The 20,058-nt window shown below is 66.9% G+C and carries 20 protein-coding genes; 14 read left to right on the plus strand and 6 right to left on the minus strand.

Annotation, left to right across the window (positions count from 1 at the left end; translation table 11 throughout):
• Positions 1–79: 79 nt before the first annotated feature.
• Positions 80–877 carry an IclR family transcriptional regulator gene (locus AC07PF_RS08425; protein WP_494611524.1) on the plus strand — a complete coding sequence of 266 codons (798 nt, stop codon included), beginning with the start codon at positions 80–82 and terminating at the stop codon, positions 875–877.
• 109 nt (positions 878–986) lie between these two features.
• The gene (locus AC07PF_RS08430; protein WP_494611525.1) at positions 987–4,031 is read left to right on the plus strand and encodes a DUF2135 domain-containing protein; all 3,045 of its coding nucleotides are present in this window, start codon (positions 987–989) and stop codon (positions 4,029–4,031) included.
• Between the two features lie 81 nt (positions 4,032–4,112).
• Here the strand turns inward: AC07PF_RS08430 and AC07PF_RS08435 are convergent, their stop codons facing one another.
• The gene (locus AC07PF_RS08435) at positions 4,113–4,796 is read right to left on the minus strand and encodes a TetR/AcrR family transcriptional regulator (protein ID WP_494611526.1); all 684 of its coding nucleotides are present in this window, start codon (positions 4,794–4,796) and stop codon (positions 4,113–4,115) included.
• A gap of 81 nt (positions 4,797–4,877) precedes the next feature.
• Here AC07PF_RS08435 and AC07PF_RS08440 point away from each other — a divergent pair, with 81 nt between their 5' ends.
• The gene (locus AC07PF_RS08440) at positions 4,878–5,618 is read left to right on the plus strand and encodes an SDR family NAD(P)-dependent oxidoreductase (protein ID WP_494611527.1); all 741 of its coding nucleotides are present in this window, start codon (positions 4,878–4,880) and stop codon (positions 5,616–5,618) included.
• A gap of 118 nt (positions 5,619–5,736) precedes the next feature.
• Here AC07PF_RS08440 and AC07PF_RS08445 read toward each other — a convergent pair whose 3' ends face one another.
• Positions 5,737–5,964 (minus strand): hypothetical protein, encoded by a 228-nt coding sequence (locus AC07PF_RS08445; protein WP_494605790.1) that lies wholly within the window; start codon positions 5,962–5,964, stop codon positions 5,737–5,739.
• A 234-nt stretch (positions 5,965–6,198) separates the two neighbouring features.
• Between AC07PF_RS08445 and AC07PF_RS08450 the strand changes: the two genes are divergently transcribed.
• Together AC07PF_RS08450 and AC07PF_RS08455 are read left to right on the plus strand one after the other, a co-directional pair.
• Positions 6,199–6,492, plus strand: a complete 294-nt coding sequence (locus AC07PF_RS08450; RefSeq protein ID WP_494611528.1) for a hypothetical protein — start codon at positions 6,199–6,201, stop codon at positions 6,490–6,492.
• Positions 6,493–6,572: 80 nt separating this feature from the next.
• Positions 6,573–7,007 (plus strand): DUF1841 family protein, encoded by a 435-nt coding sequence (locus tag AC07PF_RS08455; RefSeq protein ID WP_145695689.1) that lies wholly within the window; start codon positions 6,573–6,575, stop codon positions 7,005–7,007.
• Positions 7,008–7,073: 66 nt separating this feature from the next.
• On the opposite strand, the gene AC07PF_RS08460 is transcribed toward AC07PF_RS08455, so the two are convergent.
• Complete coding sequence (locus tag AC07PF_RS08460) at positions 7,074–7,739, minus strand: c-type cytochrome (RefSeq protein ID WP_007856478.1); 666 nt, start codon at positions 7,737–7,739, stop codon at positions 7,074–7,076.
• A gap of 109 nt (positions 7,740–7,848) precedes the next feature.
• On the opposite strand from AC07PF_RS08460, the gene AC07PF_RS08465 reads away from it, so the two are divergent.
• The 9 genes from AC07PF_RS08465 to AC07PF_RS08505 all read left to right on the plus strand — a co-directional run bounded on the left by AC07PF_RS08465 (position 7,849) and on the right by AC07PF_RS08505 (position 16,962).
• Positions 7,849–8,703 (plus strand): AAA family ATPase, encoded by an 855-nt coding sequence (locus AC07PF_RS08465; protein WP_494611529.1) that lies wholly within the window; start codon positions 7,849–7,851, stop codon positions 8,701–8,703.
• A 10-nt stretch (positions 8,704–8,713) separates the two neighbouring features.
• Positions 8,714–9,004 carry a hypothetical protein gene (locus tag AC07PF_RS08470; protein ID WP_494611530.1) on the plus strand — a complete coding sequence of 97 codons (291 nt, stop codon included), beginning with the start codon at positions 8,714–8,716 and terminating at the stop codon, positions 9,002–9,004.
• A complete protein-coding gene (locus AC07PF_RS08475; protein ID WP_494611531.1) occupies positions 9,001–9,603 on the plus strand; it encodes a GNAT family N-acetyltransferase in 603 nt (200 codons plus the stop codon). The genes AC07PF_RS08470 and AC07PF_RS08475 overlap by 4 nt, the downstream gene beginning before the upstream one ends.
• Positions 9,604–9,634: 31 nt before the next feature.
• Positions 9,635–10,822 (plus strand): vWA domain-containing protein, encoded by a 1,188-nt coding sequence (locus AC07PF_RS08480; RefSeq protein WP_494611532.1) that lies wholly within the window; start codon positions 9,635–9,637, stop codon positions 10,820–10,822.
• Positions 10,823–11,022: 200 nt separating this feature from the next.
• On the plus strand, positions 11,023–11,778 hold the full coding sequence (locus tag AC07PF_RS08485) for an Rv1289 family protein (protein ID WP_494611533.1): 756 nt from the start codon (positions 11,023–11,025) through the stop codon (positions 11,776–11,778).
• A 182-nt stretch (positions 11,779–11,960) separates the two neighbouring features.
• Positions 11,961–14,633, plus strand: coding sequence for an RCC1 domain-containing protein (locus AC07PF_RS08490; protein ID WP_494611534.1), 2,673 nt, complete (start codon positions 11,961–11,963; stop codon positions 14,631–14,633).
• Between the two features lie 120 nt (positions 14,634–14,753).
• The gene (locus tag AC07PF_RS08495; protein WP_494611535.1) at positions 14,754–15,635 is read left to right on the plus strand and encodes an alpha/beta fold hydrolase; all 882 of its coding nucleotides are present in this window, start codon (positions 14,754–14,756) and stop codon (positions 15,633–15,635) included.
• Positions 15,636–15,947: 312 nt separating this feature from the next.
• A complete protein-coding gene (locus AC07PF_RS08500; protein WP_494611536.1) occupies positions 15,948–16,568 on the plus strand; it encodes a hypothetical protein in 621 nt (206 codons plus the stop codon).
• A 52-nt stretch (positions 16,569–16,620) separates the two neighbouring features.
• Entirely contained in the window at positions 16,621–16,962 is a 342-nt protein-coding gene (locus tag AC07PF_RS08505) for a hypothetical protein (RefSeq protein WP_494611537.1), read from the plus strand.
• 115 nt (positions 16,963–17,077) lie between these two features.
• Here the strand turns inward: AC07PF_RS08505 and AC07PF_RS08510 are convergent, their stop codons facing one another.
• The 3 genes from AC07PF_RS08510 to AC07PF_RS08520 all read right to left on the minus strand — a co-directional run bounded on the left by AC07PF_RS08510 (position 17,078) and on the right by AC07PF_RS08520 (position 19,972).
• The gene (locus tag AC07PF_RS08510; protein WP_494611539.1) at positions 17,078–18,355 is read right to left on the minus strand and encodes a TIGR02281 family clan AA aspartic protease; all 1,278 of its coding nucleotides are present in this window, start codon (positions 18,353–18,355) and stop codon (positions 17,078–17,080) included.
• A 160-nt stretch (positions 18,356–18,515) separates the two neighbouring features.
• On the minus strand, positions 18,516–19,034 hold the full coding sequence (locus AC07PF_RS08515) for a hypothetical protein (RefSeq protein WP_494611540.1): 519 nt from the start codon (positions 19,032–19,034) through the stop codon (positions 18,516–18,518).
• Between the two features lie 290 nt (positions 19,035–19,324).
• Positions 19,325–19,972 (minus strand): hypothetical protein, encoded by a 648-nt coding sequence (locus AC07PF_RS08520; RefSeq protein ID WP_494611542.1) that lies wholly within the window; start codon positions 19,970–19,972, stop codon positions 19,325–19,327.
• Positions 19,973–20,058 lie beyond the last annotated feature (86 nt).

Consider the following 20,058-nt stretch of genomic DNA (forward strand, 5'->3'; position numbering starts at 1 on the left):
ACTTCGCCTGGAAAATTTTGCCGGCATTTGTTCGCCTACAGAACAAATGTTCGCTAAAAGAATTATAGTCACACCGCCCATGAACACCCAAATCGCGCCCGCCAAAGACCCCAAGCCCAGCGACAGCTACGTGCAATCCTTTGCGCGCGGGCTGGAGGTGATCCGCTCGTTCAGCGCCAGCGCGCCGCAGCAGACGCTGAGCGAGGTGGCCGCGCAGACCGGCCTCACGCGCGCCGGGGCGCGCCGCATCCTGCTCACGCTGCAGACCTTGGGTTATGTGGAGACCGATGGCAGGCAGTTCCGCCTCACGCCGCGCATCCTGGACCTGGGCTTTGCCTACCTGTCGTCACTGCCCATCTGGAACCTGGCCGAGCCGGTGATGGAAGACCTGGTGGAGAAGGTGCGCGAGTCCTCCTCGGCCGCCGTGCTCGACGGCCTGGACATCGTCTACGTGCTGCGCGTGCCCACGCACAAGATCATGCGCACCAACCTGGGCGTGGGCTCGCGCCTGCCCGCGTGCTGGACATCGATGGGCCGCGTGCTGCTCTCGGCCCTGCCCGACGAGGAACTGCAGGCCCGGCTCGAAGCCCACTCCCTGCAGCGCTGGACCGAGCACACCGCCACCGACGTGCCCACCCTGCTCACCCGCATCCGGCAGGCGCGCCAGCAGGGCTGGTGTTTGGTGAACCAGGAGCTGGAGGAAGGACTGATCTCGATTGCCGCGCCACTCACCAACCGCACCGGCCAGACCGTGGCCGCGCTCAACATCAGCGGCCAGGCCAACCGCACCAGTGCCGAGGTGATGCAGCAGGCGATGCTGCCCGCGCTGCTCAAGGCGGCGCGCACCATCTCGCGCATGATGGGGTCGAGCCAGTAGGCACGCGCAGCGCCGCGCGCCATCCCCCAAAAGGGTGCGCACGTCGGGGCGGTCCTGGGCGGGCTTCGCGCGTATCGTGCGGGGTCTGTTCCACCCCGAGCGAGTGACCATGACGATGACCTTCGCGCCAGCCCCCCTTTGGCCGCACCGAACCTGGCAACGCCGCCTGCTGGGCGGCCTGTGCGCCCTGGTGCTGCTGCCGCTTGCGCCCCCCACGCAGGCCCAGCGCGTGGTGCCCACGCCCCAGGCACATGCACAGGCACCGCTGGTGGCGGTGGCGCCCCCGCGCATGCTCACCTGGCAGGTTCCATCGGCGGCCACGCCCATCGAGCTGCGCCGGCTCGACGTACAGGCCACCATCGTCGGACGCACAGCGGCCACGCGCATCGAGCTGGAGCTATTCAACCCCAATGGGCGCGTGCTGGAGGCGCAGTTGCAGTTCCCCCTGGCCGAAGGGCAGAGCGTGACCGGCTTTGCGCTCGACATCGACGGCGAGCTGCGCCCCGCCGTGCCGGTCGACAAGGCCAAGGGCCGCCAGGTGTTCGAGGACATCACGCGCGCCCGCGTGGACCCGGCCCTGCTCGAATCGGTGGGCGGCAACCACCACCGCCTGCGCGTCTACCCCCTGCCCTCCAACGGCAGCCGGCGCGTGGTGCTGGAACTGAGCGAGGTGCTGCCCAACGCCGCCGCGCCGTTGTGGCGCCTGCCCCTGGGCCTGCAGGCACAGGCCACGCGGCTCGATGTGGCGGTGCGCGTGGCCGGCGTGGCGCCGGGCGGCATCAAGGCCCAGCTGGGCACGCTGCGCATGCCGGCCCGCGCCGACGGGGCAGACGCGCGCATCACCCTGGCAGGCGCACGGCACAGCCGCGGCGACGAGCTGCGCGTACAGCTGCCCACCACGCCCCAAGCGGCCCGGCCCCTGGTGGCCACGCAGCGCTTTGACGGCGCCAGTTACTTCTACGCCGAGCTGCCCGTGGCTGCCCGCAGCGCCGAGCGCGCACGGCCCGGGCGCGTGGGCCTGGTGTGGGACGCCTCGGGCTCCGGAGCCGGACGCGACCATGGGCGCGAGCTCGCGCTGCTGGACGGCTGGCTGCGCCGCCTGGGCACGGTGGAGGTGCTGCTGCAGACCGTGCGCGACGTGGCCGGGCCCATCGAACGCTTCAACGTGCAGGGCGGCGACTGGGCCGCGCTGCGCGACCGGCTCAAGGGCATGGCCTACGACGGTGCGACCCAGGCCGCCGCGTTGCGCGCGCCCGAGGGCGTGCAGATGGCCCTGGTGTTCAGCGATGGGCTGGGCAACTGGGGCGCGGGCAACGACGCCACCGCCCTGCCCGTGCAGGCCGTGCCGACGTATGCCGTGAGCGCCAGCGCCGGCAGCAACGCCGCCGGGCTGCGCCGCATGGCCGAGGCCAGCGGCGGCCACTACCTGGACCTGCTGGCTGTGTCCACGGCCCAGGCGCTCGACGCCCTGGCCCGGCAGGCGCCGCGCGTGCAGGTGACAGCCAGCGAAGGCGCCGACGATGTGGAGCTGGCCTCCACCCTGCCCGAGCAAGGCCGTATCGCGCTGGCCGGGCGCTTCACCGGGCCCGAGGCCGTGGTCACGCTGCAGTGGCCGCTGCCCGGCGGTCAAAGCGAAACGCGCAGCCTGCGCATTGCGGCACCGGCTGCGGACAGCCCGGACCTGGCCACGGGGGTGGCCGCGCACCGCTGGGCCGCGCTGCGCATGGCACGGCTCACAGCCGAGGGCGAGCGCCAGCGCGCCGCCGTGCGCCGCCTGGGCCAGGCGTTTCGCATCGCCAGCCGCGAGACCTCGCTGATCGTGCTCGACACGGTGCAGGACTACGCACGCCACGACATCGAGCCCCCGCCCGCGCTGCGCGCCCGCTGGGCCCAGTTGCGCACCGACAGTGCCAGCCGCGAGGCGGCCCGCAGTGCCCAGCAACTGGACCGCATTGCGCGCCAGTTCGGCGACAAGATCGCCTGGTGGGAGCAAGACTTCCCCAAGGGCGACCTGCCCGCCAAGCCCAAGGAGGCCGCGGGCGAGGGGGTGGTGGCCGCAGCGGCAGCGCCGCCGCCCCCGGCGGGGGCGCCCGCCACGGCCCAGTCGGCTGCGGCCCCCATGGCCCAGCCAGCGCCCGCACCCATGGCCCAGTCGGCACCGGCCGCCAGCGGGCAGCCCGCATTGCGCATGGCCGCTGCCGCGCCCGGTGGCCCTGCTGCCCCGCCCTCGGCCTCCATCCAGCTGCGCGCCTGGCAGCCCGATGCGCCCTACCTGCGCCGCCTGCGCGCGGCGGGCTCGGTGGAGGACCTGGAAGCCATCTACCTCGACGAGCGCCCCTCGCACACCAACAGCACGGCCTTCTTCCTGGACGTGGCCGACCTGCTGTACGAGCGCGGCCACGGCGCCCTGGCGCGGCGCGTACTGTCCAATCTGGCCGAGATGGAGCTGGAGAACCGCCACGTGCTGCGCATCCTGGCCTATCGCCTGTTGCAGGGCGGCGACACCGCCGTGGCCCTGCCCGTGCTGCGCAGCGTGCTGGCGCTGGCGCCCGACGAGCCCCAGTCCTGGCGCGACCTGGGCCTGGCCCTGGCCCAGGCCGGCCAGCCCCAGGCCGCGGTGGACCAGCTGTGGCAGGTGGTGGCCAAGCCCTGGGACGGGCGCTTCCCCGGCGTGGAGCTGGTCGCGCTGGCCGAGCTCAACGCCATCGCCGCCCAGGCCCAGGCCGCGGGCCAGCCCGTCAACACCAGCGCCATGGACCCGCGCCTGCTGCGCAACCTGCCCCTGGACCTGCGCGCCGTGCTCTCGTGGGACGCGGACAACACCGACATCGACCTGTACGTGCTGGACCCCAATGGCCAAGAGGCCTACTACGCCCACCGCCTCACCTACCAAGGCGGGCGCATGGCCGCCGACTTCACGGGCGGCTATGGCCCCGAGGAGTTTTCACTGAAGCACGCCAAGCCCGGCACCTACACCGTGCGCGCCCGCTTCTTCGGCCACAACCAGCAGGTGGTGACCCCGGCCACCACGCTGATGCTGCGCCTGTCCACCGGCTTCGGTACGCCCGCGCAGAAGGACCAGGATGTGGTGCTGCGGCTGACGGGCCGGGGGGATGTGGTGACGGTGGGGAGTTTCACGATCGGCAGGCCGTGACGGCATGGCGCTGCGCCGGCAGACGCCAGCCGCGCGCCGACCGTTGCTGACCATGTGCTGGCGGCCGCGTCGCGGCGCGGGTCAGTTGGGGGGTGCGGATGTCTGCACAGGGCCTCCGTGCACCATGCGATCCCACCCCGCCACGGCGATCTCGGCTACGGCCTGGAGTTCTTCGCGGCTGGCGCCGTCGCGGGCCCGCACGGCCATCCCGCTCTGCACGGTCTGCAGGTACCGCGCAAGGTGGGTGACATCGACGGACCTGGGCAGCTCGCCGCCAGCCACGGCCTGCTCAAGGCGCGCCAGCAGCACGGTGTAGCCACCGCTTCGCGTGCTCTTCATGAGCTCGCCGAGCTCGTCGTGGCCTTCGCTGCCCACGCTACCCAGCGTGACCATGCATCCGCGAGGCAGGTCGCAATCGGCTCCGGTCATCGCAGCGGCCGAATCCCGAAGGTAAGCGAGCGCGGCTTCGCGGGCCGTGGGCGCCTGGCGGAAACGCCCCAGTACCAGGTCCTCATAGGTCACGGAGTAAAGCCGCAGTGCCTCCGCGTACAGCGCGTCCTTCGATTCGAATGCGGCATAGAGGCTCGTGGAACCGACACCCAGGGCCGCCGTCAGGTCGGCGATCGAGGTGGCCTCGTAGCCCTTGATCCAGAACAGCCGCATGGCCTTCATCAACGCGGCCTCCCGGTCGAACGCGCGCGGTCGACCCCGCGCACGGGGCGCGCTGGCAACGGACTTCGAAGACTCAATAACCTTTTTTTGCATCAATCACTGCATAAATAGCTTGACCATCCCTGCGCAGTGATTCTACGATTTATGCATCGATCACTGCAAAAAGGAAAATCCGTGAAAAATCTTGCTGGAAAACGTGCGCTGGTAACCGGTGGATCTCGAGGCATCGGGGCCGCCATTGCGCTGGAATTGGCCAAGAACGGCGCCGACGTTGCCCTGACATTTCAGCATGCGGCCGACCGCGCGCAGGCAGTGGTGTCCGCCATTGAGCAGCTGGGCCAACGCGGCCTGGCCATCCAGGCAGACAGCGCTGATCCGGCTGCTATCAAGCGATCAGTCGAGGAATCCGTCGCCGCGCTGGGTGGCTTGGACATCCTGGTCAACAACGCCGGCATCGCACTCTACAACACCATCGCCGACTTCAGTGTCAGCGACATCGACGCATTGCTCGCGGTCAACGTCCGCGGCCCCGTGCTGGCGACGCAGGCAGCCATCCCGCACCTGGGGGCCGGCGGGCGCGTCATCACCATCGGCTCGGCCGGGGCGGACCGCATCGTGGGCGCGCCGGGCACGGTCTATTACATGACGAAGTCGGCGCTGCAGTCCTTTACGCGCGGCCTTGCGCAAGAACTGGGGCCCAAGGACATCACGTCCAATCTCGTGCAGCCGGGCTCGACCGATACGGACATGAATCCGTCAACCGGCGAGAGCTCGGACTTCCAGCGCAGCCTGACGCCCCTGGGCCGCTACGCCGCACCGGCAGACATCGCCGCCACCGTTGCCTTCCTGGCAAGCCCGGCCGCACGGCATATCACGGGGACCATCATCAACGTCGATGGCGGGCTTCTGACCTAGGTGGGCATGGCGTGGGCGCTGCCGTGGTAAAGGCGTCGGCGGGCTTTCGCTTTCCAGGTTTTCCGCATGCGCCATGTGTCCACGCGGCTACCACCGCGTGAAAGAACGCTCCCGTGCCTCAGTTGCGCTTGAACCCCAGCACCAGCACCACCGCGCCCAGCGCCATGGCGCCCACGCTCAGCCACTGGGGCACGTTGACGGACTCTTTCTCCTGCACCTTGAGCTCCAGCGGGCCGAGCTTGGCCTGGGTGGTTTCCTTGGTGAAGCTGAAGCCGCCCGTGAAGAAGCCGGCCAGGCCGACGATGAGCAGCAGGGCCCCGATGATGCGCGTTGCGTTGTTGTTCATGGCAGTGTCCTTGGATGGTGGTGTTTGTCTTGGGATGTATCGCGCGGTGACCAACTGTGTGCATCCCCCGCGGCTCCAATGTAGGTTCGGGTCCGTGGCACATTCGTAGGACAGATTCGCCCCGCCCTGTGCAGCAAATTCGCCAGCCGGCACCGCCCCAGCCGCCAAAACCGCGCCGCGGGCGCTGGTAATTTGGCACTACCGCTTGTCACGGCAGACTGCTAGATTGGCCCGATGACGTTCCTGATAGGCACCCGCTCGCCGGGCCTCGCAGTACTCTTCGCGTGCTGCGCGGCCATCTCGGCAACCACCTCCACTGCCGCCGTGGATGACAACACCGTGGTGTTCACCCTGTACCGCAACAGCGCCGTCAACGGCACCTTGCGGATGCATGTCGCCACCTTCGATGCGGCCGATGGCAAGGCCTACAACATGGCCAACTGCGGCCAGGCAGCTGACCTGTTCGAGGCCCAGCCGGGCGTCAAGACCCGTTTCTGGTGCGAACCGGGCCGCTTTCGGCAGCGGTGACCGGGGGCAGGCTCGCCACCCGCCCACATACCCCCGCACCCCACCCCGGCACGCCGTGCGTGCTACGCTGCGGCCCCATCATGTTCAACCCGTCCCAAGCCGACGTGCGCCGCTTCCTCTGCGGCGTGCACGCCAAGTCCCAGACCGGCGCCCCCATGGAGGCCATCGAGACGCTGGCCAGCCTGTGGATCGCCGAGCACCCCGAGTACCACGCCGATTTCTCCGATGCCGAGGCCGCCGTGGCCCGCAACTACGACGAGACGCCGGACCGCACCAACCCGTTTTTGCACCTGTCGATGCACCTGTCGATCAGCGAGCAGTGCAGCATCGACCAGCCGCGCGGCATCCGCCAGGCGGTGGAGCTGCTGGCCAAGCGCCTGGATTCGCTGCACGACGCGCACCACGCCACCATGGAGTGCCTGGGCCAGATGCTGTGGGAGAGCCAGCGCTCGGGCCGCCCGCCCGATGGCGATGCCTACATTGCCGCCGTGCAAAGGCGCGCCACGCGCGACTGATCGGTTTCACCGCCCCAAAGAAAAAGCCCGCAACTGCGGGCTTTTGTGTTTTGGGAGCGGCTTGGCTCAGCGGAAGCGCGACTGGGGCACCACGTGCATGTCACCTTCCAGGCTGCCCAGGTAGTTGGCCAGTGCCTTCAGCTCGGCGTTGGTGAACTGCTTGGCCACGCCGGCCATGATGGCGTTGCTGCGGCCCAGGTTGGGGTTCTTCTCGGCCTTGTACGACTTGAGCGCCACGAACAGGTAGTCCGCGTGCTGGCCCGCGATGTGGGGGTACGAGGGGTCGATGGGCTTGGCGAAGTTGTCGCCGTGGCAGGACACGCAGGCGCCCTTCTTGAGCAGCTCGGCCACCTGCACGCTGGGTTCGCGCTTGGGCTTGGCCGGCAACTCGGCGGCGCCGGCCTTGCCGTGCTGCGAATAGTAGGCGGAGACGTCGGCGATGTCCTGGTCGGTCAGCGAGTCCGCAATGCCGCGCATGGTGGGGTGCTTGCGGTCGCCCTTGCGGTAGGCGTCCAGGGCGGAGGAGATGTACGCACCGCTCTGGCCCGAGATCATGGGCACCTTGTGGATCTCGGGAAAGCTGGCCTGGTAGCCCACAATGCCATGGCAGCCGATGCACATGGCGATCTTCTTTTCCCCCGCCTTGACATCGCCCTTGACTTCCTGAGCGTGAGAGAAGGCCGTCACGGAAGCGACAGCCAGGGCAAATATCGTGGTCAACGTCTTGTTCATTTTGCGCGCACAATCTCGTGGAAGTTCAGCCCGAGGGCTCTGCTTAACCGGCCAATTATAGCCAGCGCCTGTCAAGCCCATTCATCAACGATCCGGTGTTTTCCCTGCCATGAAATTCCAAGGTTCCCAGAATTACGTTGCGACCCAAGACCTGATGCTGGCCGTGAACGCCGCCATCACCCTGCAACGCCCGCTGCTCATCAAGGGCGAGCCGGGCACCGGCAAGACCATGCTGGCCGAGGAAGTGGCCCAGGCGCTGGACATGCCGTTGCTGCAATGGCACATCAAGTCCACCACCAAGGCGCAGCAGGGCCTGTACGAATACGACGCGGTGAGCCGCCTGCGCGACAGCCAGCTCAACGATGGCGACAGCAGCGAGCGCGTGAAGGACATCCGCAACTACATCATCCAGGGCGTGCTGTGGCAGGCCTTCACCGCAGACCGCCCTGTGGCGCTGCTGATCGACGAGATCGACAAGGCCGACATCGAGTTCCCGAACGACCTGCTGCGCGAAATCGACCGCATGGAGTTCTACTGCTACGAGACGCGCGAGCTGATCCGCGCCAAGCACCGCCCGCTGGTGTTCATCACCTCCAACAATGAAAAAGAGCTGCCCGACGCCTTTTTGCGCCGCTGCTTCTTTCACTTCATCAAGTTCCCTGAAGCCGACACCATGCGCCAGATCGTGGGCGTGCACTTCCCCACGCTCAAGGCCGACCTGCTCAGCGTGGCGATGAAGACCTTCTACGACGTGCGCAACCTGCCGGGCCTGAAGAAGAAGCCCTCCACCAGCGAACTGCTCGACTGGCTCAAGCTGCTGGTGGCCGAAGACATCCCCCTGTCGGCCCTGCAAAGCGCCGACAACAAGGTGGCCGTGCCGCCGCTGGTGGGCGCGCTGCTCAAGAACGAGCAGGACGTGAGCCTGTTCGAAAAACTCGTCTTCATGAACCAGCGTAACCGCTGATCGGACCGCCATGACGCAGCCAACCCCGACGACCCCCTCGCTGCTCGACGGTGTGGCCGACGCCGTCGGCTTTGTCGGCGGTGCGCTGGCCGGCTTCTGGCTGGGCCAGCTCGCGGGCTTCGACATCTTTGCACCGGGCTACGGCACCAAGGCCCTGCTTGGCATTGCCCTGGTGGGCCTGGGCGGCGGCCTGGGCCTGCACGCGGCACGGCGCTGGCAGCAGCAACGCCGCCACAAGCTGCAGGCCGAGCAACAACAGCAGCCGCAGCCACAACCGTCCCCCAAGAAGAAGAACAAATGAGCCCCATGCCCTCCTTCGTGCAACCCGTCACCCTGCGCGACCGTGGCCTGCGCCTGGAGCCCCTGGCCCTGGAGCATGAAGCCGGCCTGCAGGCCGCCGCGGCCGACGGTGAGCTGTGGACGCTGCGCGTGACCTCGGTGCCCGAGCCCCAGGACACCCGCGCCTACATCGAGACGGCGCTTGCCACGCGCGACCGCTTTGCGTTTGCCGTGATCGACGAGGCCACGGGCACCGTGCTGGGCACCAGCAGCTACCACGACATACTGCCCGCGGTGAAGCGCGTGGAGATCGGCTACACCTGGTACCGCCAGAGCGTGCAGCGCAGCCATGTGAACACCACCTGCAAGCTCCTGCTGCTGGGCCATGCCTTCGACACCCTGGGCTGCAACGTGGTGGGCTGGCGCACCGACAACTACAACTTCGCATCGCAGCGCGCCATCGAGCGCCTGGGCGCGCACAAGGACGGCGTGCTGCGCGGCCACGCGCTGCGCCGCGACGGCACCATCCGCGACACGGTGATGTACAGCATGCGCGCCGGCGAATGGCCCGAGGCGCGCGCCCAGCTGCAATACCTGCGCGCGCGCCGCGAGACGGCCTGAAGAACCAAGCCAAGCCCGAGGAGGCTCCCCCATGCTCATCGATTTTTTCTACACCCTGCGCGCGGCCAAGCTGCCCGTGTCGGTCAAGGAATACCTGACCCTGCTCGAAGCGCTGGATGCCGGCGTGGTGGGCCCCCGCTCCGACGACTCCTGGAGCCTGGACGACTTCTACAACCTCTCGCGCCTGACCCTGGTCAAGGACGAGAAGCACTACGACAAGTTCGACCGGGCCTTCGGCGCCTACTTCAAGGGCGTGGAAATGCTGGCCGACTTCACCAAGGAAGTGCCCGCCGACTGGCTGCGCAAGATCCTCGAGAACGAGCTGACCCCCGAGCAAAAGGCCGCCATCGAAAAGATGGGCTGGGACGAGCTGATGGAGACGCTCAAAAAGCGCCTCGAAGAGCAGAAAGAACGCCACGAGGGCGGCAACAAGTGGATAGGCACCGGCGGCACCAGCCCCTTTGGCCACGGCGGCTACAACCCCCAGGGCGTGCGCATTGGCGGCGCCGGCAAGAACAAGAGCGCCGTCAAAGTGTGGGAGCAGCGCGCCTACAAGGACTACGACGACCAGCAGGAGCTGGGCACGCGCAACATCAAGGTCGCGCTGCGCCGCCTGCGCAAGTTTGCGCGCGAAGGCAACGACCTGGAGCTGGACCTGCCCGACACCATCCGCAGTACGGCGGCCAACGCCGGCTACCTCGACATCAAGATGGTGCCCGAGCGCCACAACAACGTGAAGGTGCTGCTGCTCATGGACGTGGGCGGCACCATGGACGAACACATCCAGCGCGTGGAAGAACTCTTCAGCGCCGTGAAGGGCGAGTTCAAGCACCTGGAGTTCTATTACTTCCACAACTGCGTCTACGACTTCATGTGGAAGAACAACCGCCGCCGCTTTGCCGAGAAGTTCCCCACCTGGGACATCATCCGCAAGTACAACAAGGACTACAAACTCATCTTCGTGGGCGACGCCACCATGAGCCCGTACGAGATCTTGCAGCCCGGCGGCAGCGTGGAATACAACAACGAAGAACCCGGCGCCGAGTGGATCCAGCGCCTGACCCACGCCTTCCCCAAGTTCGCCTGGATCAACCCCGAACCCCAGGGCGTATGGCAGTACCGCCAGAGCATCAGCATCATCCAGCAGCTCATCGGGAACCGCATGTACCCGCTGTCGCTCAAGGGGTTGGAAGAGACGATGCGATTGTTGTCGAAGTGAGGGGTGGTGGCTCTCAACGTCGCTCACTTCGGAGTCGCAGCTCGGCCACTCAGCTGCTCGGTTTGGATACCGCGCACGACACTCAACCGCCTCCATAAGCTGCTTTCGGCACAGATCTCACTGCCGAGCGTCGGCACTTAACGTGCTTCGCATCGAGGAGGACAGCTGCGACTGGATCGAATATTCAAAGAGTACAGGACTTGGAGAATTTCCTGAGAACCGGGAACGTCAAGCTCATGTTGACGCCAAACCTGCTGGAGACCTTCGTGGATGTCCGCACCAAGGGATCGAGGCGCTACGCTATGTGGTGGCCGCCAAAAGCCGAAACGACCGAGGTACCTATGAACGTTGGAGATTCTGTCAGGATGTCACTCAAGGACTGGTGTGAAGGCGAACCAGAGTCGGCGATGCTCCATGCCTGCAATGCCATCGATGGCACTGCCAAGAAAAGGTATCCGACATTGAAGGTCGGCGAGCGTTTCAAGACGCTGATACGCGATCATTACTCGATCTTTGGCACTATGGCGTTGCCTGGGATAGATATGGTTGGCAGCAGCTGGGAGATTGATGGCGTAAAGGGTAGCGGCGCGGGAGGGATCATCGACACCGCCGATGTCATCTACAGCATCCACCGCTGCACCCACGGCCATGGCGATGAGCTACCTGGCGGATTTAAGTTGATTCCGGATGCAGCAATCCATGGTGGAAAAACAAGATTCGTATATTGGTCTGCAAGTAAAACCGTTCAGCTCAGCGATCGCACAATTTTCGGACTCTTGGGAGTAGCCGTCCTGGCTCCAGAAAATCACGACCAAATAACCCTCGACGAAGATTTTTTGATTTATGGGCGGAAGCTGATGGAGATGAGAATCAACAGGTGGTGGGGGAAAGCAGCCAACTTTCGCTGGGTGGTAGCGAGCGACCCGCCGCCTGGACCGGTGACGGTCGTGTTTTAAAAAAAATGCCAGTAGGCCAAATGGTCTTCGCAGGTGACGGCCATCACCGGCCCCAATTGCCTCCCCCGACACAATGGCCTCCACAAACCATAGAGAGAGGCGAGGCCATGACAACAACGACGACCATCCCCAGGCGACCACCGCTAGAACAGCAACACCGCGCACGCAAGTGGCGACAGCACTTGCTCCCCTCCACCCTGCTGCTCCTATGCGCAGCCACCTCGCTCCCGCCTTCACCAGCCCACGCCCAAACCATCTCCACCGGCGCCCGCCACGGCCTGGCCCTGCAGGCCGATGGCAGCGTGCTGGCCTGGGGCGACAACCGGCAGGCGCAGCTGGGCCAGGGGCGCACGGTGTATGCCGCCACGGCGCGGGAGGTTGCGTTGCCGGCCAAGGCCACCATGGTGCGCACCAGCCGCACCACGGCCCTGGTGCTGGATGCGGATGGCAATGTGTGGAGCTGGGGCACCAACCTGCGGGGCGAGCTGGGCGATGGCACGCGCACCGACCGGGCTGCGCCGCAAATCATCTTTCGCGGGGCAACCTACATCGTCAACGGGGGGGAGTGGGCGCCTTCGTTCGTGATCGACAAGGACGGCCAGCCCTGGTGGTGGGGGCCGTTGCCGAGCGGGGTGAACAACGGGGTGGATGCCACCGTGCCGCAGCGGGCCACCACGGCGCCGGTGCCGGCGCGGCTGGTGCGGGTGCTGCACCAGGAGCGCACCACGGTGGCGCTGGACGACCAGGGCGTGGTGTGGTCCTGGGGCGAGGGGGCACCGTGCGCGGCATCGGCCAGTTACTCGCAGCCGGTGGCCATGCGCGATTTGCCGCCGATGGTGGATTTGGATCTGTACGCGTCGGCCCCGCTGGCTGAATGGCAGGGCTATGGGCCCAGGGAGCTGCCCGCCGCGCGCATCACGGCCAAGGCGGCCAATGGCACGCTGTGGACCTGGGGCACCGACCCGGTGTACCGCAGCCAGACCGCGCTGCCGCCGCCGCAAAAGACGGATTGCCCGCCGGTGCGGCTGCTCGACAACGTGGTGGACCCGTTCGACCGCTACCGCTACACGGTGCACCCGGACCTGCTGCGCGCCGGCGTGCAGATCAAGACCATCATGGTGGGGGGCGATGGCTACCTGGGCCTGACGGCCGAGGGCGACCTGTGGCGCTGGCGCTCTGTGAACCCCTACGAAACACCGGGCTGGCAGATTGCGCTGGAGAAGCTGGCCACCAACGTGGTGGATGCCAGCAGCTCCCGCACGGAGCCAATGGGTGTGGCATCGGTCTTCATGTACATCACGCGCGATGGCAAGCTGCATGCGCTGGGCTCCAACACGGGCGGGCACCTGGCCGCGCCGGCATCGGGCGAGCTGGAGTCATCCGCCAGCCCGCGCAAGGTGGCGCTGCCCGGGCCCGCAGTGAGCGTGCACGCCAGCGGCACGGGCAGCCATGCGCTGCTGCAGGACGGGCGTATTTTTGCCTGGGGCCAGGGGGCCACGCACTACGACCCGAGCGCAAACTTTATCGCGGGCCTTCCGCCGCAGCTGCCCACACAGGTGGCGCTGGCTGCGCCCGTGAAGAAGCTGGCCACGGCGCTGGGCCAGTGGCTGGCAGTGGATGCCAGCGGCAAGGTGTGGAGTTCGGGCGGCTGGGGCGTGTACCCTGCAACCCACAACCGCCCCGTGGTGGTGGGCGAATCGTCGGGCATGCCACTGGCGCGCGATGTGGCGGTGGGCGGCAATGGGCGCGGGCTCATCCTGGGGGTGGATGGCTCGGTGTGGCGCATCGGCAGCAATGGAGGCACGGGCTACCTGCCGCCGGGCACCGACATACTCAGCCCGACCGCAGTTGGCTGGCTGTACACGCCGCGCAAGGTGCTGGGCCTGCCCGCCACCATCGTGCAGGTGGCCACGGTGGATGACACCCGTGGCGCTTCGTACGCGCTGGATGCCTCGGGCACGGTGTGGTTCTGGGGCTATCGGCTGAACAACGGCATTTCCGGGCAGGACGGCAGGCTGCTGCCCGTTGCAGACCGGCTGGTGCAGGAGCCTATCGTGCTGCCCCTGCCGGGCAAGGCGGTGTCCATCCACGGGGGCGAGTTCAACGCCTGCGCGGTGCTGGCCGATGGCACGGCCCAGTGCTACGGCAAGCTGTTCAACGACCACCTGGGCCGGCGCCTGCGCATGCACGCGCCCATCACCGCGGTGTCGATGGGCATGGACGAGGACAAGCAGCTCTCCAGCATCTTTCGCCAGCGCGGCGGCTCGGTGCACCTGCGCCTGGCCGACGGCACGGTGTGGGCCCTGGGCCAGGGCCGCTACGGGCAGTTGGGCACGGGCGCCTACGCCAGCGCGGCAGAGCCGGTACCCGTAGCGGGCGAGGCCGGCCGGGGCGACCTGGACCTGGACCCCGCCACGCCCAACCTGCCCACCACGGCCGGCACTCCCCAGCGCCCGCCGTTTCGCGTGAACATGGAACTGGTGGGCAACCCGCGCAGCCTGGCCTTCAAGGGCGAGGTGTTCGGCAGCGCGGGCACGCCGGCCGGGGCCAACCTGTACGCTCTGGCGACCCTGGGCGTGCCTGGCCCGAGCAGCACGTGGGTGCAGCTCGACGCACAGGGCCACTGGGGCCCGCTGCGCTGGCCCGTGCCGGCTGTGGCCAGCAATGTGCAGCTCACTGGCGAGGCGCAATCCGCACCGCTGATCCTGCTGCCGCGCCTGGACGGCCCAGGCCTGGAGGGCCTGCGCCTGTTCATCGGCTATGGCAGCGATGTGGACGAGATGCTGCGCGCGGGGCGCTTTCGCGAGGTGCTGGAGCTGGGGCCGGACCTGGGGCTGCCGTGGCCGGTGTATTGAGGGGGTGGCGCCACGAGGCGATGCCAGCGATTCCAACGGCCAGAGTGGGCGCCTGCCCACCCTCGCCCCACCAGCCAATCATCCCTTCGGCCCCAACCTCCTGCGTGCCAGAATGAAAGCATGAGCAGCACTTCATCCACCTCTTCCTTCCTCTCCAACGCAGACGGCACCAAGGTCGCGACATACACCTGGGCAGACGTGGCTGGCAAACCCGTTGGCGCGGTGCAGATTGCCCACGGGCTTGCCGAGCATGGTGAGCGCTATGACCGCTTTGCCAGGCAGCTCAATGCCGCGGGGTTTGTGGTCCACGCGGTCGACCACCGCGGGCACGGGCGTACCGCCGGTGGGCGTCTGGGCGACTTCGGTGCCGCGGGTTTCAGCGGGCTGATTGCCGATGTGGCCCAGTACGGTTCGGCACTGCGTGCGCAGCATGGCAGCCTGCCGGTATTTCTGTTGGCCCATTCGATGGGTTCGTTTGCAGCGCAGGCCGCTCTGCTGGACCACGCATCGACATGGGCAGGGGTCGTTCTGTCGGGCTCCACCGCGCTCGATGCGCTGGCCGCTGCCATGGCCAATGCCCCGGCAGACGCGCCGGCAGGGCTCGCGGCATTCAATGCCGGCTTCGAGCACCGCACAGGGTACGAATGGCTGTCGCGGGACGACGCGGAGGTCGATGCCTACGTGGCCGACCCCTGGTGCGGATGGGATGTGCCGGACGATGTGATCCCCTCGCTCTTCGCCCCCGCCGCCCGGCTGGCAGACCCGGCGTTGCTGGCGGGCATCCGCAGTGACCTGCCCCTCCTGATTGCCTCGGGCGACGCCGATCCGCTGGCCGGTGGCGGTGCGCTGATACAGTTGCTGGGCCAGCGCTACCGCGATGCAGGCATTGCCGATGTGACCGTCAAGCTGTACCCCGCAGCCCGCCACGAAATCCTCAACGAGACGAATCGCGACGAGGTGACTGCGGACATCGTTGCCTGGCTGCGTGCCCACGCTGCATGACGACGGCCCTGCGGGGCGCAAGGCGGGTGACCCGCACTGACCCATGCGACCCGCCTGGAGGGTCTGCGCTTGTTCCCCGGCTATGGCAGCGACGTGGACGAGATGCTGAGCGCGGGGCGCTATCGCGAGGTGCTGGCGCTGGGGCCGGACCTGGCGGCGCTGCCGCCATCGTATTGATTGATTGATCAACGAGGATCCTGCTGGGGCCTGCGGCGGTCTGAGTGCATGGCTGGCCGGCTGACCCTGCATGCCGGAGGGGGAAAGCGCCTCGCTGAGACAATGTCGTGAAGAGAGTGAAGAGAGGGGCAAGGCGTGCAGAAGGTGATGGGAAAAATCGGCAGCCTGCTGGGCTGGTTGGGCTGGCTGGTGTTCCCTCTGGTGGGCGGCATCCAGTGCGTTCTGTTGGTGCTGGCGGTGCTCGTGGCTTTCTACGGCATGCAATCGAGCCTGGTAGAGATTCCCCCCAAGGACCAGTTGACTCGCGTGGAGGGGCGGCTGTTGGCGCAGTACGACACGTGGCCAAGCAAGCGGTCGCAGTATGCAACCCGGGTGCGCGGTGCGGACGGGGTGGTCCACAAATGCAGCTGCGCGTTCGGCTCGTCCTCGACGTCCAACTGCCTCGACGAGAACGATGTGGTGTCGAACGCCCGGCACGCCGAGCACCTGCGCACCCAGCAGGTGACGCTGCTGATGGCGCCCGCATCCAAGGGCGGGGGCGACCTGTGCTACGAGTTGTCCAACGCCGAGAAGACCTGGTTCCACTACGAAGAAAAGGTCCGCAAGTACACGGCCATCCAGAACGGCTGGGGCCCTGTCTTCGCATGGCTGCTGCTGGGCTTGCTAGGGGCTTTCATCACTGTCCGCGCGGTATTCTTCCGCAGGGAGAATAAAACCGATGGCGGCATGCAGGACGGTGTCCGGTCATCCATGTAGTGCATCTCTCTGATTTTTGGCTTAGCCTTTGCACCCTATACGGTAACCTTCCATGGTTCCGACCTTCCGGGAGTGCTCGATGGACGCTTTTGCGCGCGCAGAGAAATGGCAGGCCGCTGCTACGGCCTTGGTGGCGGTGCTTGCCATCGTGCCGGCGGCAAGCGCCACGGGCAGCATCTTCATTGCGCTGCTTGCAGCGGTAGGCATCGGGTGCCTGGCCGGCGGCGGGGTGATGATCTGGTGGCTGCTGACCCCGGAAGGGCATGCCTACCTGCTGGCTGAATCGCGCTACATGAGCCGCTCCACCTCGCGGGCATCCATCTGGTTAGGGAATTTGCTGCCCGGTTTGGCGATGCTGGGCGCAGCCCTCTTTTTCCACTTCCGGACTCAGTGATCCAGGCAGGCAACAGGGCATCCTTGCGCACAAGGCGAGCCCCCTGCGCTTTCATAGCCGCGCCGTACATCGCCATGCACGGGCCCGCAGGCCTGCGGACCCGCGAGGTGGTCCATCAGGTGCGCGGCACCAGCGACAGCATTTCGACGTTGTCCGTCTTCACGGACTGCAGGTCGAACTGGTTCAGTGCCGACATGCCCAGCAGCGACGCGCAGTCCTGGCAGGCGACGGCACGCACGTTGCGCAGCACCTGGGGGCCGATCTGCAGCCCGTCGAGCAGCACGACCTTCGCCTGGATCTTTCGGCCATCGGCCACGCGAACTTCCGCTTGCTCCTGCAGCACGCGGTACTGCACGCCGCTGTCCTGCAGCATCCGGGTGCTCATGCTGACGAGGGTGGCGCCGGTGTCCACCATGAAGGGCACCGGCCGGGCCGAGCCAAGGGTGACGGGTGCGAAGTAGTGCCCGCCCATGGCGGCGATGCGCATCACGGTGGCAGGACCTGCTGCGGGCGATGAACCCTGCGCGGTGCGGATCGCGTCTTCGATGGAGATGCGTTCTGCCGTGAAGTTGGCCGGCCGGCCCGCGGCTTCGTTGTGCGCATCGATTGCCTGCAGGACCGAGAGCGCCTCGTAGTGCCGCTGCTGGCCAACCAGCAGCTTGGAGAGTTCGCGGCGCACGTCCACCAGGTTCGGCACCACGGCCAGCGCGCGGTAGTACCAGGTGATGGCGTCTTGCTGGCGGCCCACCCGTACCAGGCTGCGCGCGTAGTAGGTGAACACGTCGTAGCCACCGTGGCCCTCGCTGAAGGAGCGCTCGAACTCGCGCACCGCGCCTGCGTGGTCGTCGCGGTGGTTCTTCACGGCGGCCAGCGTGGCCCGTGCCTGGCTGTCCTCAGGGCGCAGTTGCAGGTAGCGGGTCCAGACCTCGTCGGCACACGCGAGGTCGCCCCGCTGCTGGCATGCCAGGGCGCGGTCGCGCAGCGACTGTGCCGACGCGGGGGCGCCACCGCGCGCCCAGTCCGCCAGCGTGCCGCGCACGCTCAGGTAGCCCACCACCTGCAGCGCGATCAAGACCACGGCGGTGCAGGCAACGATCTGGAAGCGGCGGCGCTGCTTCAAGTCTTCGCTCCACCACCCGGTGAGCCACATCGGCACCATCACGACGACCAGGGCGCCAATGATGGCACCCGTCATCTCCGGCGCGCCACCGCCCTTGGCAAGGGCCAGAAAGGCCATCATGGCCAGGTAGATGCCCACCACCAGGAAGGTGGCGATACGCAGCAGCAGCGACGCGGGCTCGGCCCGGTTGCGCTGCAGGAACTGGATGTTGCCCAGCCCGGCATCGTCCGGCAATGGATCGATGCGCCCCGTCACGTCGAATCTGTTTTCCATCAATCATCCCTCCCTCTTTCTTTTTTGTCGGGTCCCACCGGGCTCACCCGGCCCCTGCCCATTCAGGCTGCTTTTTTCTTTTGCCTTGGCATTTTGCGATGGCGCGGCGTTGTCCGTGCCGGTGCTTGAGCGGCCCAGGCCCCGCCACGCAGCACCGTCATCACTCGGGCCTGCAGAAGCTGCTTTCCTCCGACAGGCCATTGGAGAACTTCATGCTCTGGTAGGGCTCCGGCCGTTCGTCCTTGCGTTCGTCGGTGGCGGTGGATGCCAGCCTGACGACACACGACTCCGGGTTGACATGCAGCCGCGCCACGTAGTGGCGTGTTGCAATGGGCGTGAACTGGAGCACCGGCACGCAGAACTTCGCACCCTCCAGGTGGTGAATGGCCACCGAGAACGGCTTGCCCGCAGGGATCGTGGCCGATGCCGCCGTCACCATCCCCGGCTGCGGTCCACCGCTTTGCAGCCAGAACCGGTTGGTGCACGACTGCGGATCGTCGAAGGTCGAGATCATGGTCCTGGGCGGCATCAGCACCCGGTTCTGGTCGTCCACGATGCGCAACTGCGCAGTGGCCGCGCTCGCCACCGGAGAAACGTAGGGCCGGTGCACGATGGCACAGCCCGTGGAAATGCACGCGACCGCCAGTGCGGCCACGGTGGTTTTGCTAACTATCGCCATGGTTGTGAAGCTCCCTGTCTACTTCCCGTCTTTCTTTTCTTCTTCAATCGCACACATCATTCACGGCCGCTGTGTGGAGCTGATGACGGCACGCCTTCTTTGTGCTGTGCACTGCCGCGCGCGCGGCGGCAAGGGGGATCCGCAGAGTGACCTGAACAGGATCTGCAACTGCTTGCGAGAGCACGCCACGCCCGTGTCAGGCAACGGTGCCAGTGCAACCGTGCGCTGATGCGATCTGGGCCGGGCGGTCCGCTTGGGCCCCGAGGCGGCCATAGGCATGGGGATCCCTGTCAACGTTCATTCAGCCGAACCCCCTGGATCAAGGTGCTGGCTTCGTCGCGCAGCGACTTGCGGATGGAATCGGCCCCCGTCGCCGAGATCACGACCGTCGCGTTTCGCATGTACACGTGGTACTTGACGCCAGTCCTTTTGACCCCGTCGGCCGTGGTGAACGTATTCGCGTATCCGATCGCGAGCTTGTCGCCAACGCGCTGGAGCACCGGTGGCGTGAACACGACATTGGTGACTCCGGCGGACGCTGCCATGGTGCGAAACTGTTGCGCGAAGGCGTCGCCAATCCGCGCAATCCGTTGCTCGGACAGCTGGGCGACTTCTGCTTGGGATGCCTCTCCAGGCATGACTGTAACGCCAAGCATGATCGAATCAGCTCCCTCCGATTTTTCCGCCTGGAACGTCACCGTATCACCGGGATTGACCTTGGGATCCAACCCAGCCCGGGAGTAGATGTCTTTTCGTTCTCTCTCGAAGTTGACGACTTGATTTGGGGTAGCAACCCGCCAGCCGCTGGGCAATGCGAGCTCGACGGCGTCTGTGATCTGGTTTCGCGATACCGGGTTCGGCTGCGCATTGCCCGCTCCAGCGAAGCATGCCAACAGCAGAAGACCGGCCACCGTCAAAGTGCGAGCAATCAAATTCATGGTTCCATTCACCCCGGCTGCCGTACCAGTTGTTGCCGTACCGGGCACGGCTGCGCATGGCCCGATGGCACAAGTCTAGCGGGTGG

It is taken from the genome of Acidovorax sp. GW821-FHT10A04, from assembly GCF_059415825.1.

Coding starts and splice junctions, on each gene's coding strand:
- AC07PF_RS08425 (WP_494611524.1), top strand. CDS start 80: ATGAACACCCAAATCGCGCCCGCCAAAGACCCCAAGCCCAGCGACAGC.
- AC07PF_RS08430 (WP_494611525.1), top strand. CDS start 987: ATGACGATGACCTTCGCGCCAGCCCCCCTTTGGCCGCACCGAACCTGG.
- AC07PF_RS08435 (WP_494611526.1), bottom strand. CDS start 4,796: ATGCAAAAAAAGGTTATTGAGTCTTCGAAGTCCGTTGCCAGCGCGCCC.
- AC07PF_RS08445 (WP_494605790.1), bottom strand. CDS start 5,964: ATGAACAACAACGCAACGCGCATCATCGGGGCCCTGCTGCTCATCGTC.
- AC07PF_RS08450 (WP_494611528.1), top strand. CDS start 6,199: ATGACGTTCCTGATAGGCACCCGCTCGCCGGGCCTCGCAGTACTCTTC.
- AC07PF_RS08455 (WP_145695689.1), top strand. CDS start 6,573: ATGTTCAACCCGTCCCAAGCCGACGTGCGCCGCTTCCTCTGCGGCGTG.
- AC07PF_RS08460 (WP_007856478.1), bottom strand. CDS start 7,739: ATGAACAAGACGTTGACCACGATATTTGCCCTGGCTGTCGCTTCCGTG.
- AC07PF_RS08465 (WP_494611529.1), top strand. CDS start 7,849: ATGAAATTCCAAGGTTCCCAGAATTACGTTGCGACCCAAGACCTGATG.
- AC07PF_RS08470 (WP_494611530.1), top strand. CDS start 8,714: ATGACGCAGCCAACCCCGACGACCCCCTCGCTGCTCGACGGTGTGGCC.
- AC07PF_RS08475 (WP_494611531.1), top strand. CDS start 9,001: ATGAGCCCCATGCCCTCCTTCGTGCAACCCGTCACCCTGCGCGACCGT.
- AC07PF_RS08480 (WP_494611532.1), top strand. CDS start 9,635: ATGCTCATCGATTTTTTCTACACCCTGCGCGCGGCCAAGCTGCCCGTG.
- AC07PF_RS08495 (WP_494611535.1), top strand. CDS start 14,754: ATGAGCAGCACTTCATCCACCTCTTCCTTCCTCTCCAACGCAGACGGC.
- AC07PF_RS08505 (WP_494611537.1), top strand. CDS start 16,621: ATGGTTCCGACCTTCCGGGAGTGCTCGATGGACGCTTTTGCGCGCGCA.
- AC07PF_RS08510 (WP_494611539.1), bottom strand. CDS start 18,355: ATGGAAAACAGATTCGACGTGACGGGGCGCATCGATCCATTGCCGGAC.
- AC07PF_RS08515 (WP_494611540.1), bottom strand. CDS start 19,034: ATGGCGATAGTTAGCAAAACCACCGTGGCCGCACTGGCGGTCGCGTGC.
- AC07PF_RS08520 (WP_494611542.1), bottom strand. CDS start 19,972: ATGAATTTGATTGCTCGCACTTTGACGGTGGCCGGTCTTCTGCTGTTG.